The organism is Granulicella sp. dw_53 (assembly GCF_018449545.1).
Classification (GTDB): domain Bacteria; phylum Acidobacteriota; class Terriglobia; order Terriglobales; family Acidobacteriaceae; genus Edaphobacter.
Window position 1 is genome coordinate 171,186 of record NZ_JAAVUR010000013.1, and the last position, 15,503, is coordinate 186,688.

General features: G+C 62.3%; 11 protein-coding genes. 8 read left to right on the forward strand and 3 right to left on the reverse strand.

Annotation, left to right across the window (positions count from 1 at the left end; translation table 11 throughout):
* Nucleotides 1–79: 79 nt before the first annotated feature.
* Both HB393_RS19050 and HB393_RS19055 read right to left on the reverse strand, forming a co-directional pair.
* Nucleotides 80–1,336 carry an HlyD family efflux transporter periplasmic adaptor subunit gene (locus tag HB393_RS19050; RefSeq protein ID WP_213806782.1) on the reverse strand — a complete coding sequence of 419 codons (1,257 nt, stop codon included), beginning with the start codon at nt 1,334–1,336 and terminating at the stop codon, nt 80–82.
* Between the two features lie 2 nt (nt 1,337–1,338).
* Nucleotides 1,339–2,952 (reverse strand): TolC family protein, encoded by a 1,614-nt coding sequence (locus HB393_RS19055; RefSeq protein ID WP_255551356.1) that lies wholly within the window; start codon nt 2,950–2,952, stop codon nt 1,339–1,341.
* A 256-nt stretch (nt 2,953–3,208) separates the two neighbouring features.
* Here HB393_RS19055 and xylB point away from each other — a divergent pair, with 256 nt between their 5' ends.
* The 3 genes from xylB to HB393_RS19070 all read left to right on the forward strand — a co-directional run bounded on the left by xylB (nt 3,209) and on the right by HB393_RS19070 (nt 7,113).
* Nucleotides 3,209–4,681, forward strand: a complete 1,473-nt coding sequence (gene xylB, locus HB393_RS19060; RefSeq protein WP_213806783.1) for a xylulokinase — start codon at nt 3,209–3,211, stop codon at nt 4,679–4,681.
* A gap of 198 nt (nt 4,682–4,879) precedes the next feature.
* On the forward strand, nt 4,880–5,968 hold the full coding sequence (locus tag HB393_RS19065) for a Gfo/Idh/MocA family oxidoreductase (protein WP_213806784.1): 1,089 nt from the start codon (nt 4,880–4,882) through the stop codon (nt 5,966–5,968).
* A 56-nt stretch (nt 5,969–6,024) separates the two neighbouring features.
* Nucleotides 6,025–7,113, forward strand: coding sequence for a glycoside hydrolase family 43 protein (locus tag HB393_RS19070; RefSeq protein ID WP_255551357.1), 1,089 nt, complete (start codon nt 6,025–6,027; stop codon nt 7,111–7,113).
* A gap of 6 nt (nt 7,114–7,119) precedes the next feature.
* Here the strand turns inward: HB393_RS19070 and HB393_RS19075 are convergent, their stop codons facing one another.
* Nucleotides 7,120–7,815 carry an L-ribulose-5-phosphate 4-epimerase gene (locus tag HB393_RS19075; RefSeq protein ID WP_275951543.1) on the reverse strand — a complete coding sequence of 232 codons (696 nt, stop codon included), beginning with the start codon at nt 7,813–7,815 and terminating at the stop codon, nt 7,120–7,122.
* A gap of 108 nt (nt 7,816–7,923) precedes the next feature.
* Here HB393_RS19075 and argJ point away from each other — a divergent pair, with 108 nt between their 5' ends.
* From argJ to HB393_RS19100, 5 genes are all read left to right on the forward strand, one after another.
* The gene (gene argJ, locus HB393_RS19080; RefSeq protein ID WP_213806785.1) at nt 7,924–9,165 is read left to right on the forward strand and encodes a bifunctional glutamate N-acetyltransferase/amino-acid acetyltransferase ArgJ; all 1,242 of its coding nucleotides are present in this window, start codon (nt 7,924–7,926) and stop codon (nt 9,163–9,165) included.
* A 111-nt stretch (nt 9,166–9,276) separates the two neighbouring features.
* On the forward strand, nt 9,277–11,955 hold the full coding sequence (gene aceE / locus HB393_RS19085) for a pyruvate dehydrogenase (acetyl-transferring), homodimeric type (RefSeq protein WP_213806786.1): 2,679 nt from the start codon (nt 9,277–9,279) through the stop codon (nt 11,953–11,955).
* 96 nt (nt 11,956–12,051) lie between these two features.
* The gene (locus tag HB393_RS19090) at nt 12,052–13,011 is read left to right on the forward strand and encodes a thiamine pyrophosphate-dependent enzyme (RefSeq protein WP_213806787.1); all 960 of its coding nucleotides are present in this window, start codon (nt 12,052–12,054) and stop codon (nt 13,009–13,011) included.
* A 414-nt stretch (nt 13,012–13,425) separates the two neighbouring features.
* Complete coding sequence (gene cobG, locus HB393_RS19095) at nt 13,426–15,159, forward strand: precorrin-3B synthase (protein ID WP_213806788.1); 1,734 nt, start codon at nt 13,426–13,428, stop codon at nt 15,157–15,159.
* 98 nt (nt 15,160–15,257) lie between these two features.
* The coding region (locus HB393_RS19100; protein WP_218624022.1) for an NAD(P)-dependent oxidoreductase at nt 15,258–15,503 on the forward strand (246 nt) is incomplete at its 3' end.

The following is a 15,503-nucleotide window of genomic DNA, read 5'->3' on the forward strand; positions in this document are numbered from 1 at the left end:
GAAAAGCCTTCGGCCAGGAGGTTAGAACGATGCTCTCTAACGCCTGGCCGAAGGCTTATTTTATCGTAAGAACTTTTTGCTACTTGACGCCGACGTCCGGGGTGACGGAGTAGCCGGGCCTTAGGGCAAAGTCCTTGTTTTCATCCTTCAGGTCGGTAAAGTCGATTCGGACGGGAATACGCTGAACGACCTTCACGTAGTTTCCAGTGGCGTTCTCCGGCGGGAAGAGGCTGAGCTTGGAGCCGGTCGCGCCGCCGATCTGGGTGACCTTGCCGTGGAATTTACGGCCTCCAAGTGCGTCGACCTTGAGGACAACCTCCTGGCCTGGATGCATCTTCTGGATCTGCGTCTCCTTGAAGTTGGCCGTGACCCACAGGTCGGTCAGGGGGATGATGGTCAAAAGATCCTGGCCGATGCTGAGGTTGCCGCCGACCTGGACGTTCTTCTTATTGACGATGCCGGCGACGGGCGCCTTGATCTGCGTGTAGGAGAGGTTCAGCTTCGCCTGATCGACCTTGGCCTGCGCCTGCTTTACGTTGGCGTTGGCGGCGTTGGCGGCGGCCTGCTCGGCCTTGACCTGCGAGGGGCCGTTTTGTGCAGCCTGCTGGGCCTGGGCGTTGGACTGGGCCAGACGCTGCTGGGAGAGACGGAGGGCCTCCTGCGAGGAGAGAACCTGGGCCTCCGCCTCGAGGACCGAGGCGCGGGTGGCGGCAGCGGTGGCTACCGCGCCGTCAAACTGCTGCTTGGAGATGACGTCCTTCTGGACGAGGGGGGTGTAGCGCTCCACGTCGAGGCGAGCCTTTTCGGCGTTGGCCTTCGCCTGATCGACGCGAGCCTGGGCGACCTCGATCTGCTTTTGCGCCTGGGCGACCGAAGCGCTGGACCCACGGACATCGGAGCGGCTGTTGGTGACGGTCGTTCCGGTCGTGATCCGGGTGATGGGGACGTTGACGGTGGCCTGGATATACTGGGCCTCGGCGCTGGCGAGGTTGGCCTCGGCCTGCTCGAGGGCGACCTGGTAGTCCTTGGGGTCGACTTCGACCAGGAGCTGACCGGCCTGCACGGTCTGGTTGTCGTCAACGTAGACCTTGATGACCTGGCCTGCCACGCGGGAGCTGACCTGATACAGATTGCCATCTACCTGCGCGTCGTCGGTGTCCTCCGAGAAGGTCGAGCGCCAGTAAAAGAAGCCCGCGGCAACAATCAGCACCAGGACGACCGCAATGATGATGAACTTGCGGCCAGAGGCTTTTTCCGGCGCTTCGTTGTCGGTGTTGCTCTGGTTGTTTCCGGGTTGTGCAGTCTGTTCTCGCTGCTGCTCTGCTTGTTCAGTCACGGTTACTTCCCTCCGAGATAATCTTTGTAATTGGTCTGCGCGACGCCCAGGGCACGCGCCAGGGACAGCTTGGCGATGTTGTGCTGGTAGAGAGCACTGATGTACTGGTCGTTGGCCTGCTCCGACTGCGACTGCGCCTGCGAGACGGGCAGATTGTCGGCGACGCCGGCGCGGAAGCGCTGCTGCGCCTCGCTCAAAGCCTCAGTGGCGAGCTCGACGTTGGAGTGCGTTGCCTCCACAAGCTTCGCAGCGGCCTGCACGTCGAGGATGCTGTCGCGGACGTCCGCGTTGACCTGTTGAACCTGATCGGAGAGGCGGGCCTGAGCCTGTTCGTACTGAGCCTCGGCGACCTGCTCCTGACCGCGGGTCTTGGCAATCTGGAGGATGGGGGCGCTGAGCTGTCCTGTCCCAGTGAAGGTGCTGTGGGAGTGGCCGGGGGTGGTGCCCAGATCGCCGAAGTCTCCCGCGAAGTTGAGGACCGGAAGCTGGCTGGCGAAGGCCGAGGTCTTGTTGGCCTTCGCGGATTTGACGGCCTCATCAGCAGCCTGGAGATCTTTGCGGGTCTTCAGGGCCTGGGCGAAGGAGCCGGCGGGATCGGGATTGTCGAGCGCCGCGTAGGGAGCGCTGTCGGTCAGGCGGAACTCCTGGTCGAGGGGCAGGCCGATGGTGCGGGCGAGCGCGAGCTTGTCCTTGGCGAGCTGATTCGTCGTAGAGATCAGGGTCTGCTGCTCGTTCTGGTAGTCGACCCGGGCGCGCAGGACGTCGAGCTTGGGGCTGGTTCCGGCGTCGTGGGCGTCGGTGGCCTGGTCGAGCGAGACCTTGGAGGTCGCGAGCTCGGCGTTGACCGCCTCGATGCGGGCCTGGTCCGCGATGCAGAGCAGGTAGGCGTTGCCCACGGTGAGGACGACCATGTCGCGGGCGTCTTCAGCGGTCAGCTTCGCGCTCTGGAAGTTGTGCTTCGCGGAGAGGTAGTTCTCCAGCGCGGAGACGTTGACCAGGTTTTGGGTAAGATAGGCGCGGAAGTCGACGACCTGGAAGGGTCCGATGATGGGGTTCAGACCGGGGAACTTGAGGCCGAAGGCGGCGAGGTTGAGCTGCTCGACCTCAATGCTGATGTTTCCTGTGACGGTCGGCAGGAGAGCCTGGAGCTGTTCGAGGCGCTGGCCGTTGGCATTCTTCTGCGCGGAGGTCTGCAGGATCAGGCCGAGGTTCTGGCGCAGGCCGCGCTGGATGGCCTCGTCGAGGGAGAGGTCCATCGTCGTTCCGGTCGATTTGCCCGAGACGAGACTCCCCTTGAAGGAGTCCGAGGTAACCTGAGCGCCGTTGTTCCCGGTGGAGTTATAGAGCTGCTGCTGGCCGGTCGCGACCGTCGAGCTGTCAGCGGGCGTGATGACGCCGGTGGGCTGCTTCGAGTTCTGGGGGATTCCAGAGCCCGGCGCCTGAGCGGAGGCCGAGAACGAAGATACGCCAAATGTGAGTAGCGCGCCCCAGACGATTGCCCGGGGAGAGATGGTGCCGTTAAGCGATCGATAGCCGCCTGGCACTGATTTTCTGTCGCTCATACCTTTGATGGTAAATGCACCTTGGTTGGAGTAGGTGGCCACGGCTCTGGACAATTGAAGTTTGGCTGTTCCAATTTCACCGTTCCGTGGCCTGCACTTCTTTCGATGCGCACCCTTTGAGCTTGTGTGCAAAAAGTTCGGTAAATATCACATTCCGTTTGACCGGAGAGGTACATCGCGAGTTTTGGCTCGGTTTCTGCGGTCAGGTTTCCTGCAAAAGCCGCTGAGGATACACTCTTGGAGCACGTTCTGGAGGAGGCAGCGGATCTTCCTGGGCGGAAGAACAACGGGCAGGTCCTTAGGAGGGACGATGTTTTTGGGAATTGATGTCGGAACGGGGGGCACGCGGGCGATTCTGGTCGACCGCGAGGGACGTGTGGTGGCTTCCTGCGCGAGTGAACATGCTGGGATTCGTTCCGAACATATCGGCTGGGCCGAGCAGGAGCCGGAGGACTGGTGGCGGGCGGCCAAAGAGGCCATCGTCGCGGTGCTGGCCGCCGCCAAGCTGACTGGAAGCCAGATCGAGGCCGTCGGCCTGACGGGCCAGATGCACGGCTGCGTGATGCTCGACACCGAAGGGAAGGTGCTGCGCCCTGCCCTCATCTGGGCCGACCAGCGAACCCAGCCTCAGTGCGACTGGCTGACCGAGAAGATCGGATTCGCGAGACTTATCGAATTGACCTGCAATCCGGCGCTACCGAACTTTACCCTGACCAAGCTCCTCTGGGTCCGGGAGCACCAGCCTGAGATCTTCGCGAAGATCGCGCATGTGCTCTGTCCCAAGGACTACGTCCGGTACCGGCTGACGGGCGAGTTTGCGATGGACATGCAGGAGGCCAGCGGAACCCTGCTGCTGGACGTCACCGCCCGGCGCTGGTCCGCGGAGGTGGCGGAGCTGGCAGGAATTCCCATGAGCTGGTTGCCGCGGCTCTTTGAAGGACCGGAGATCTGTGCCCGGATCAGCTCGGAGGGGGCTGGAGTTACGGGACTAGCGGCAGGAACTCCCGTAGCGGCAGGAGCAGGCGACCAGGGAGCAGGCGCGGTCGGGATGGGAATCCTGACTCCGGGATCGGTCTCGGCGACCATCGGAACCAGCGGAGTAGTCTTTGCGGCGACCGATACCCCCACCAAGGACCGGCTGGGACGGCTGCACACCTTCTGTCATGCGGCGCCGGGGTTGTGGCATGTGATGGGAGTGACGAACGGAGCGGGGCTGAGCCTGCGCTATCTTCGCGACACCTTTGCGGCCGGAGCCTCCTACGACGATTTAACCGCGGAGGCGGCCCAGGTTCCTGCAGGAAGCGATGGACTAATGTGGGCTCCCTATCTCTTCGGCGAGCGGACACCGCATCTGGATGCGACGGCGCGAGCGGCTTTCGTAGGGATTACGGCTTCGCACAAGCGTGGGCATTTTGTGCGCGCAGTGCTGGAGGGCGTGGCGTTCAGCCTGAAGGACACCTTTACGCTCTTCGGCGAGCTGGCGATTCCGGTTCGGTCGATCCGGTTGGGCGGAGGCGGAGCTCGCGGCAAGCTGTGGCGGCAGATCCAGGCCGATGTCTACGGCCAGCCGGTTGAGTTACTGGAGGCGGAAGAGGGCGGAGCCTTTGGAGCGGCTCTGCTGGCCGGAACCGGCGTGGAGGTCTGGAGCAGCGTGGAGGCTGCCTGCGCCGCGACGGTGCGGGTAGCGGAGGTAATTCCGCCGCACCATACGGACGTTATGGCCGCGGCGTACCAGGAGTATCGACGGATCTATCCAGCGTTGAAGATGATCCAAGGTGGCTAGGGGTAAGGCAATCGCGGGTGCTAAATCTAGTCGTTGAAGAAAACAGTCAACGGCTAGGCCTAGCATCACAAATTTCAGGGACCACCATAAAAAACGCGTCTTACTAACGTTGATTAGGTCTTAATAGAACTCAAGATGCGACTTACTAAGTCGTAAGACGCACGAACAGATCAATAGAGATGGGAAGAGGAGCTTTCGATGAGTGCTGATGTTGGGGTGGCTGTAATCGGATTTGGACTGGGCGGACGGGTGTTTCATGCTCCGTTTGTCTCGGCGGTGCCAGGACTGAAGCTCGAAGCGATCGTGCAACGTAAGGGCGATGAGGCCGCCAAGGCGTACCCGGGCACGAAAATCCTGCGGTCTGTACACGAGGCCCTGACCGATGCGGCGGTGCAACTGGTGGTCGTCTCGACGCCGAACGAGACGCACTACGCCCTCGCAAAGCAGGCGCTGGAGGCCGGGAAGCACGTCGTAATCGACAAGCCGTTTGCCGCGACCAGCGCGCAGTCGGCCGAGCTGGTCTCTCTAGCGGCGAAGAAAGGCCTGGTGCTGGTTCCCTTCCACAATCGCCGTTGGGATGGCGACTTCCTGACCGTGAAACAGATTTTGACCGATGCCGCCGTGGGGCGGCTGGTCACGTACGAGTCGCACTTCGACCGCTTCCGGCCGATGCCGCGGGAGAATACCTGGAAGGAGGCCGGGGATGACGCGAACGGCATGCTCTTCGACCTGGGACCGCACCTCGTAGACCAATGCCTCGCGCTCTTTGGCGCTCCGGAGACCATCACGGCCAGCGTAAGACGCGACCGCGACGACACGGCGATCGAGGATGCCTTCGACATTACGCTGAGCTACACCATCAACGGTCGGGGACTCCTGGCGCATTGCCGGTCGTCGCTGCTGGCTTGCGATGCCGCGCCCCGGTTTCTTCTGCACGGCACGCGGGGAAGCTTCAAAAAATACGGCCTCGATCCGCAGGAGCCAGCCCTGGTAGCGGGAGCAAAGGTCCCGAAGATGGGCTCCAGCGAGACCTGGCTGGAGGAGAAGGACTCCGCGTGGGGCAGGCTGACGGTAGCTCCGAAGCCCGCCGATCCTGGAACCCTGGTATCCCAGACAGTGAAGACGCAGCCGGGCGACTATCGCGGCTTCTACGCGAACGTCCGCGACACCATCAACGGCACGGCGGAGCAGGCCGTAAAAGCAGAGGACGGATTCCGTGTGGTCCGGCTGTTGGAGATGGCGCGAGAGAGCAGCGCGGCGGGCAGAACTTTGAAGGTAGAGTTCTAGCCGCCGCCTCTTTGCATTCGACGGTGCAAGCTGCTTCCCTGCTAAGGACGACGACTATGAAGCTTCGAGTCTCTATAAAGTACCTTGGGCTGGCCTGCGCGTTTGCGGGCATGGTCTCCTCTGGTGCTCTGGCGCAGATGCCCCAAACCAGTGCCCAGGCGAGGAAGCAGGCCAGCGAGATGCTGCTGCCGGAGATGCCGCTCCACGATCCCTTCATCCTGGCCTACGCGCCTACCAAAACCTACTACCTCTACACCTCGAACGTACAGCCGCTCACCCAGGTAAAGCGAGTCGGAACGATGGTCTATACCAGCAAGGATTTAAAGCACTGGACCCCACCGAAGGTTGTGTTCACGGTGCCCGAGGGCTTCTGGGCGGAGCAAGGAGGCTGGGCGCCCGAGGTCCATGCCTACAAGGGCAAGTTCTATCTCCTGACCACGCTGCATAACGAGAAGAAGACGTTGCCCCAAGAGCTTCCCCTGGGGCACGAGACCTATATGCGCGGCACGATCATCGCGGTAAGCGACTCGCCCGAGGGTCCATTTGTGCCAGTAAAGGACGATGGGCCAATTCCACCAGCAGACTTCATGACACTCGATGGAACACTGTACATCGACCGCGCTGGCAAGCCATGGATGGTCTACGCGCACGAGTGGCTGCAGGTGACGGACGGAACGATGGAGGCGGTGCCCCTGAAGGACGACCTGACCGCAGCCAGCGGCGCACCCATCTCGCTCTTCAAGGCCTCGGACGCTCCGTGGATCGACGAGCAGGCGATGCCAACCAAAGCCGGATCGCGCTACGTAACCGACGGACCCGAACTCTTCCGCACCAAGGACGGCCATCTCCTGATGCTGTGGTCCAGCTACGAACACCAGAGCGACAACACCCCCGGAAGTCACTACGTCCAGACGGTGGCACGCTCGGCCTCAGGCGAACTGAAGGGACCCTGGATCCAACTCCAGCCCCTCGTGCGACAGGACAGCGGACACGGAATGCTCTTCCAGACCTTCGACGGAAAGCTAATGATGGTGCTGCACCGGCCCTTCAAGGGCGCACGCGGCAAGCTCTACCAGATGCGGGACGCCGGCGATCATCTCGAGGTAGAGCGGGAACGGATCGACCTGGACGGAGAAAAACCCTAGCCCTCTCTATTGCCCATAGGTAGCAGTAGCCCCATGCTTCCGGAAGTAGTGCCGGTCAAGCAGCGCCTGCGAGACTCCGGGATGGCCAGGCACCAGCGTGAGCGTCTTATAAGCCATCTTGGCAACCGCCTCGAGCACAACCGCATTATGCGCAGCATCGTGAGCATCCTTCCCCCACACAAAAGGCGCATGTCCAGCCACAAGACAGGCAGGAACGGCAAGCGGATCGATGGCATTGTTCTGGAAGTGCTGGACGATCGCAACCCCAGTCTCATGGACATAACGTCCACCACAAGCCTCATCCGAGAGCGGAACGGTGCAAGGAATCGCCCCATAGAAGTAGTCGGCATGGGTAGTGCCAAGCGCCGGAATAGAGAGCCCCGCCTGCGCAAAGCTGGTAGCAAACTCAGAGTGCGTATGGACGATGGCTCCGATGGAAGGAAACTCCCGGTAGAGCAGCGTGTGGGTGTCGAGATCGGAGGAGGGCTTAAGGGCGCCATCGACGATCGTGCCTTGGAGATCGGTGACTACCATATGCTCGGGCCGCAGATCGTCGTAGTCCACACCCGAGGGCTTGATGACCATAAGGCCCTGCTCGCGGTCGACGCCGCTGGCGTTGCCGAAGGTATAGAGGACAAGTCCCCGGCGAACGATTTCAAGGTTGGCTTCGAGGACGGCGGTGCGAAGGTCTTTCAGCAGCATGGAGTGGGCCTCTTGAAACTTGGATTTAAGGATACCCGGAAGAACGCACCGTAGCCCACGACTCCGCGAATTGCCTCGAAAGAACACCGGCTTGATAGAGTAGAAATAATGAAAAGCGATGGATTCACAACCTCTTCTTCTGCTCTGCCGCTGGGCTTTACGTGGGGTGCGGTAGCAGCCGGAATCAAGGTCAGCGGAAAGCCTGACCTGGCGGCAGCCGTAGCAACAAAAGGAGCAAAGGCCGCGGCGATGTTTACCAGGAACCAGGTAGTAGCCGCTCCCGTAACCGTAGGGCAGAGACATCTGCTGGGCACCGGCGGACGAGTAGGCGCACTGCTGGTGAACGCCGGCAACGCGAACTGCGCGACCGGCCAGGCAGGCATCGAAGCCTGCATCCAGACCTGCACTGCCGCCGCCGAGAGCTTCGGCTGCATCTTCGATGAGGTCGTCCCCTCCTCCACCGGAATCATCGGCGTCCCCTTCCCGACAGAGAAGGTATTAAACGCATTGCCTACCCTCACCGCCGCCCTGGGCTCGACCCAGGACCACGCAGAGGCCTTCGCGCAGGCGATCCTGACGACCGATACCAAGATGAAGGTCGCCCGGGCGGTGATCGACGTCGAAGGAGTCGAGGTCCGCATCTTCGGAGCAGCAAAGGGCGCCGGAATGATTCACCCCCAGTTGGTCGCGCCGGCAGGACCACCCCACGCGACCATGCTGGTCTATCTCTTTACCGACCTCAGCGCCGAGCCCGCCGAGATGAATGCGCTGCTCGCCCCAGCGGTAGAGCGGAGCTTCAACTCCATCTCCATCGACGGCGATACCTCAACCAACGATACAGTCCTGCTCCTGGCCAGCGGAGCCAGCGGCGTCAAGCTGGACGAGCGCGTTCAGGAGGCCTTCGCTAACGCTCTGGCGCTGGTATGCGGTTCGCTGGCGCATCAGATCGTCGAGGACGGCGAAGGCGTGGGCCATGTGGTCACCTTGCACATCTCCGGCGCTGCCAATGAGGCCGATGCCAAGCTGGTCGCAAAGACCATCGCCACCTCCCCCCTGTGCAAGACAGCCTGGAGCAGCGCCGACCCCAACTGGGGCAGGCTCCTGGCCGCCGCCGGGCGGAGCGGCGTGGCCATTGAGGCCGAGCGGATCACGATTGCCATCGGCGCGCAGCCAGTCTTTGAGCACGGAATGCGCGCAGCCGGATTCGATGAGGCCGCGACCCACGAGGTAATGCTCCGGCGGGAGTACACCATCTCCATGCATCTCGGCATGGGCGAGGCGGAGTGCCGCTACATCACCTGCGACCTCACCGAAGAGTATGTCCGGATTAACGCGGATTATTCGACTTAAAGGGCAAATGGCCTCCGAATAGCGGCTGGGGGAGATGACGATTCTTTCCTCCAGGATTTATCTTTGTTATGGCCGTATAAGCGCCAGTTTTGCGAGGACTACTTAAACCCTATGACCACGAAGCTTGAAACACCCGCCAAGCAGGACTTTCTTGAAGAGGTATCAGAGTGGATTGAGGCGTTCGACGACGTCATCGCCAGCGACTGGGAACAGGGCGCGGAACTGCTGGGAGCGCTGAAGCTGCGCGCACGCGAGGCCGGAGTGCCGACGCCCAGCGAGCTCATTACGCCCTACCGGAACACCATTCCCAAGCACGACGAGGTTCCCTACCCGGGCGACCGCAGCCTGGAGCGCCGCGTGGAGGCGCTCATTCGCTGGAACGCCATGGCGATGGTGCATGGCCAGAACAAGAAGGACGCCGGCATCGGCGGGCATATCTCAACCTATTCGTCGCTCGCCACCCTTTTGGAGGTCGGCTTCAACCACTTCTTCCATGCAAAGTACGGCGAGCAGCCGGGAGATTTCGTTTACTTTCAAGGACATGCCTCTCCAGGCGTTTACGCCAGAGCCTATCTGGAAGGACGCTTCGACGACGACCGGCTGAAGAACTTCCGGCACGAGCTGCGTTCCACCCCCGGCCTGTCCTCCTATCCACACCCCTGGCTGATGCCCGAGTTCTGGAACTTCCCGACCGTCTCCATGGGCATCGGACCTCTGAACGCCATCTATCAGGCCCGCTTTATGCGGTATCTGGAGCATCGCGGGTTGATCGAGAAGACCGACCGCAAAGTCTGGGCCTTCGTCGGCGACGGCGAGACGGACGAAGTGGACACCCTCGGAGCGATCTCGCTGGGTGCGCGGGAGAAGCTGGATAACCTGATCTTCGTCGTGAACTGCAATCTTCAGCGCCTGGACGGTCCGGTGCGCGGCAACAAGCGCATCATCGACGAGCTGGAGAGCATGTTCCTCGGTGCGGGCTGGAACGTCATCAAGGTGATCTGGGGCTCGGACTGGGATGAGCTCTTCGACCGCGACCACACCGGACTGCTGCTGCGCCGCATGGAAGAGTGCGTCGACGGCGACTTCCAGACCTTCAAGGCCAAGGATGGAGCCTATCTCCGGCAGCACTTCTTCGGAAAGTATCCCGAGCTCCTGGAACTGGTAAAAGACAAGACCGATGCGGAGTTGGAGCGGCTGCATCGCGGCGGCCACGACCCGGCGAAGATCTACAACGCCTACAAGCGGGCGATCGATCACAAGGGTGGCCCAACCGTGATTCTGGCCAAAACCGTGAAGGGCTACGGCCTCGGAACCGCCCAGGCCAGGAACGCCACGCACTCCGAGAAGAAGCTGACCGACGACGGATTGGCGGAGTTCGTAAAGCGCTTCGATATCCCGGTCCCCGAGCAGGCAGCCAAGGACGGAGCCTTCTACCGCCCAGCCAACGACGCCCCGGAGATCGTCTACATGCAGGAGCGGCGGCGTGAGCTGGGCGGCTATCTGCCCAAGCGCGAAGTACCGGCGTTGAACTTCACCGCGCCCGCGTTGGCCTCGTTTGCGGAGTGGACCGGTGGATCGAACGGACGTTCGGTCTCGACCACGCTAGGCTTCGTAAGCATCCTGCGTCATCTGATGAAGGACGCGGCGATCGGCAAGCTGGTCGTCCCCATCGTTCCCGACGAGGGCCGTACCTTCGGCATGGAGTCGGCAATCCGGCAGGTCGGCATCTACGCGCCCGAGGGGCAGAAGTACAGCCCGCACGACGCGGATATGCTGCTCTACTACCGTGAGGCGCAGGACGGGCAGATCCTCGAGGAGGGCATCACCGAAGCCGGCTCGATGGCTTCCTTCACCGCCGCCGGAACCGCCTACGCGAACTACAAGGTGCCGACGATTCCCTTCTACATGTACTACTCGATGTTCGGCTTCCAGCGCATCGGCGACATGGCCTGGGCGTTTGCGGACTCGCGAGGCAAGGGCTTCCTGATGGGCGGAACCGCCGGACGGACCACCATGCTCGGCGAAGGCTTGCAGCACCAGGACGGCCACAGCATCGTCTTGTCCAGCACCGTTCCCACCTGCATCACCTACGATCCGGCGTTTGTGTACGAGCTGGCCGTCGTGATTCAGGATGGCATTCGCCGCATGTACGAGAAGGCCGAGGACGTCTTCTACTACATCACGATGTACAACGAAGACTATGCAATGCCCGCCATGCCAGAGGGCTCCGCGGAAGGCATTCTGCGCGGGCTCTACAAGCTGAAGCCGGCCATCAGCGGCGAGGCGGTCGCGCAGCTCTTCGGAAGCGGTCCGATCCTGAACGAGGTGTTGCGTGCCCAGACCATTCTCTCCGAAAAGTACAACGTACAGACCGATGTCTGGAGCGTGACCAGCTACACCGAACTGCGCCGCGATGCATTGGCGGTGGAGCGTTGGAACCGGCTGCATCCGGCGGAGAAGGAGCGGCAGAACTATCTGCAGAAGACTCTGGCTGGAACGCAGGGCCCAATCATCGCGGCCAGCGACTATATGAAGGCGCTGCCGGATCAGCTCGCTCCTTGGCTGAATGCCGGACCGACGGCGCGTCTGGTCGCTCTGGGCACGGACGGCTTCGGGCGTAGCGACAATCGCGAGCACCTGCGGCGGCACTTCGAGGTCAGCGCGGAGGCTATCGCAGGCGCAACGCTCTCCAAGCTGGCGCGTGAAGGCAAGTTCAAGCCGAAGGCGGCCCAGAAAGCTCTGGCGGAGCTTGGACTGGACGTCGAAGCAGCAGATCCGGCACGAGCATAAACTTGTAAAGTCGCAAACTTGATTAGATGATGATCGCGGTAAACGAGGGTTCCTTTGGAACCCTCGTACTTTCTCTGGGTACGGAGCGTTTTGACGATGGGTGCGACAGCAGATAGCAGGAACTTGAAGCGTGGGGCCAAGGCCAAGAAACAAAAAAAGACCAACGGCGATGAAGCCGTAAAGAGCGCAGCAGTCAAAAGCGTGCCAGTCTTTGAGAATCCGCTGGTGCCGAACGTGGTGCTGCGGCAGATGTACCAGAAGATGGCAGAGTCACGGCTGCTCGGAGAGTACGCGCTGCGAGCCGGGCGCAAGGCAAAGGGTGCAATTGCTTTGAAGTCCACCAACGGGCAGGAGGCCTGCCGTGTCAGCGTAACCCAGGGATTAGGAGACGGTGACGTTGTGCTCGACTCGCAACCCGGTGAGCTGATGGAGTACCTGTTGGGCGCAAAGCTGTCCGAGATCCTGCGTCGTCTTAGCGGCGATACCAAAAGCAAGCAGGCGAAGAGCACGGGCGAGACCAAGCCTCTTCCGACGGGTCTGCTGCCGTTCGTGAAAGAGGCAGAGGAACGCCTCTTCGCCGGGCTGGGTGCCGCACTGCTCCTGAAGCGGTTGAACCGTCCCAACGGCGTTGTCATCTTCGTCGAACATAAAGAAGTCTCGAATGGGACATGGCGGCGCGCCTTCACTCTCGCCGCAGCCCAGAATCTGTCCGTAATCTTCGTCTTGTTGGCCGGCGCCAAGCTCGGCAAGGACAAAGGGAAGGCTGGAGTCAGCGATATAGCACTAAGCTGCGGCGTTCCCGGAATTCCGGTCGACGCAAGCGACGCGGTGGCGCTCTACCGTGTGGCGCAGGAGACGATGGGCAGAATCCGGAGCGGAGAAGGGGCAGTGCTGATCGAGGGAATTCCCTTCCCTGCACCCGGAGAGGATCGGGCGATAGCCGATCCAGTCGCAGCGATGAAAGCATCCCTCCTGCAGCGGCAGATCGCAACCGAGGAGTGGATCGCCGGAGTAGAAAAGGAGTTCCGGAGACAGCTCTCCGTTGGAGCAAAGTAAGCCAATCCATCCGTCCCTCTCTATTTTGGAAAAGTATTGATTCAAAAGGAGAGGGATCGCGGTGAATCTCCCGCAGACTCCAAACTCATGCTCTCAAACAGGAGGACCGCCACCGAGACGGAATCGATCGTCATGGCGGATTACAAAGTTCCCCTCCCCGCCTCACAGCGGCCCGCTGCAATCGCCGTCCAACCTTGACGCCAACTCCTCTCCCGCGTAACCTTAATATCAATGGTCGCTTCACGCATGCAGTACCTCGCGAACTGTTGCATCTGTTGTCACGATGCCGCGCGTCACTGCCTTTGCCGACCTTCGATGACCATCTAAAGTCCCGAAATACAGCAAATGCATCCCGCGCCCACGAAAAACGTGGGCTTTGTTATATCTGCCGCACCAAAGGAACCAACACCAGCCATGACCGACGCAGCTACCATCCCGGCCCCTCCCGTCAAAGAGACCAAAGCCCAGAAGTCCGAGCGCCTAAAGCTCGCCAAGAACCCGTGGGACGCCTGGGACGAGGTCCGTCAGTTCGCCGAGCAGGGCCGCGACTCCGTCCTCCCCGAGTGGACCGGTCTCTACTTCAAGTGGTGGGGCGTCTATACCCAGGGCGACGGCCTCGGCGTCACCGGAGGAGCCAACGGAGAAGGTAAAGCCTCTGAGTTCTTCATGATGCGCATCGCCCTCCCCAACGGTATCCTCACCAGCGCCCAGACCCGCGTCATCGGTCAGATCACCAAAAAGTACGCCCGCGACCTCGCCGACATCACCACCCGCCAGAACATCCAGCTCCACTGGCTCACCCTCGGCGGCCTCGTCGAAGTCGTCGACGCCCTCACCGCCGTCGGCCTCAGCCCCAAGGGAGCCTGCGGCGACGTCGTCCGCAACGTCACCGGCTGCCCTATCGCCGGCCTCGACGGCCACGAGCTTATCGACGCCAGTCCCCTCGCCGTCGAGATCGCCCACCAGCTCACCGCCAACCCCGAGTTCTACAACCTCCCTCGCAAGTTCAAGATCACCGTCACCGGCTGCCCCCTCTGGTGCTCCTACCCCGAGATCAACGACGTAGCCCTCACCGCCATCAAGCGCACCATCGACGGCGTGGAAGAGATCGGCTACACCCTGCGCGTCGGCGGCGGCCTCTCCACCGAGCCCCACATCGCCGTCCGCATCCCTGCCTTCATCCGGCAGGATCAGGCTCTGGACGTCGTCTTCGCCGTCGTCCGCACCTTCCGCGAGCAGGACGCCCTCCGCGAAAACCGCACCCGCGCCCGTATCAAGTACCTCTTCATGCGCCACGGCTGGACCGCCGAGTCCATGCTCGAAGCCATCGAGGCCAAGCTCGGCTACAAGCTCGACCCCAACCCCGCCGCCTCCGACGTAGTCCCCGACGACGTCTACCGCGACCACATCGGTATCACCCCCCAGAAGCAGCCCGGCCTCTCCATCGTCGGAGCCTCCGTCCTCAACGGACGTCTCAGTGGCGAACAGCTCATCCAGCTCGCCGACCTCGCCGACAAGTACGGCAACGGCCAGCTCCGCGCCACCATCATGCAGAACATCCTCATCCCCAACGTCCCCAACCGCGAGGCCGCCGCGCTCGTCATCGAGCTCAACACCCTCGGCCTCCAGGTGGACGTCTCCCCCTTCTGGCGCGGAGCCATCGCCTGCACCGGCACAGAGTTCTGCAAACTCGCCATCGCCGAGACCAAGGGCTTCAACAAGTGGCTCGTCTCCGAGATGGAAGACCGCCTCCCCGGCTTCGACCAGCAGATCAAGCTCCACGTCACCGGCTGCACCAACTCCTGCGGCCAGCACTGGATCGCCGACATCGGCCTCGAAGGCAAAAAGATCAAGAAGAACGGAGCCCTCGTCGACGCCTTCTACTTCTGCGTCGGCGGAGCCGTAGGCAAATACGCCCGCACCGCCCGTCCGCTGGGCTACCGTGCCGCCGCAGAAGACTGCCCCGCCGCCATCGAACGCCTCCTCAACGGCTACCTCGCCTCCCGCACCGAAGGCGAAGACCTCCGCTCCTACTTCTCCCGCACCGACGACGACACCCTCCGCGCCCAGCTCGCCGGAACCGTCATCGACCCCGTAGAACGCGACGCCCCACCGGTAGGCGCAGGCCGCCACGCCCCCAGCGAATAACCAGGCCGCACTCCCAGGACCGCTCTTCGCCACAGAGCGAAGAGCGGTCCCGCGCGCGCATCCTCCACCTCCCGCTATCATCAAAGAGGAGCACTGCTATGGACCTCTTCCCAATCTTCTTGAAACTCACCGGCCGCCCCTGCCTCGTCATCGGAGCCGGCAACCTCGCCGAGTCCAAGATCGAGTCCCTCCGCGCCGCTAACGGCAAGGTCACCGTCATCGCTCCCCAGCCCAGCCCCCCCATACCCGACCCCGCCGCCGCCGGAGAGATCGAGTACCCCCCCCGCCCCTTCGCCCCCCCCCCCCCCCCCCCCCCCCCCCCCCCCCCACTCCCCCCCCCCCCC

Coding starts and splice junctions, on each gene's coding strand:
- aceE (WP_213806786.1), top strand. CDS start 9,277: ATGACCACGAAGCTTGAAACACCCGCCAAGCAGGACTTTCTTGAAGAG.
- argJ (WP_213806785.1), top strand. CDS start 7,924: ATGAAAAGCGATGGATTCACAACCTCTTCTTCTGCTCTGCCGCTGGGC.
- HB393_RS19070 (WP_255551357.1), top strand. CDS start 6,025: ATGAAGCTTCGAGTCTCTATAAAGTACCTTGGGCTGGCCTGCGCGTTT.
- HB393_RS19065 (WP_213806784.1), top strand. CDS start 4,880: ATGAGTGCTGATGTTGGGGTGGCTGTAATCGGATTTGGACTGGGCGGA.
- xylB (WP_213806783.1), top strand. CDS start 3,209: ATGTTTTTGGGAATTGATGTCGGAACGGGGGGCACGCGGGCGATTCTG.
- HB393_RS19090 (WP_213806787.1), top strand. CDS start 12,052: ATGGGTGCGACAGCAGATAGCAGGAACTTGAAGCGTGGGGCCAAGGCC.
- cobG (WP_213806788.1), top strand. CDS start 13,426: ATGACCGACGCAGCTACCATCCCGGCCCCTCCCGTCAAAGAGACCAAA.
- HB393_RS19075 (WP_275951543.1), bottom strand. CDS start 7,815: ATGCTGCTGAAAGACCTTCGCACCGCCGTCCTCGAAGCCAACCTTGAA.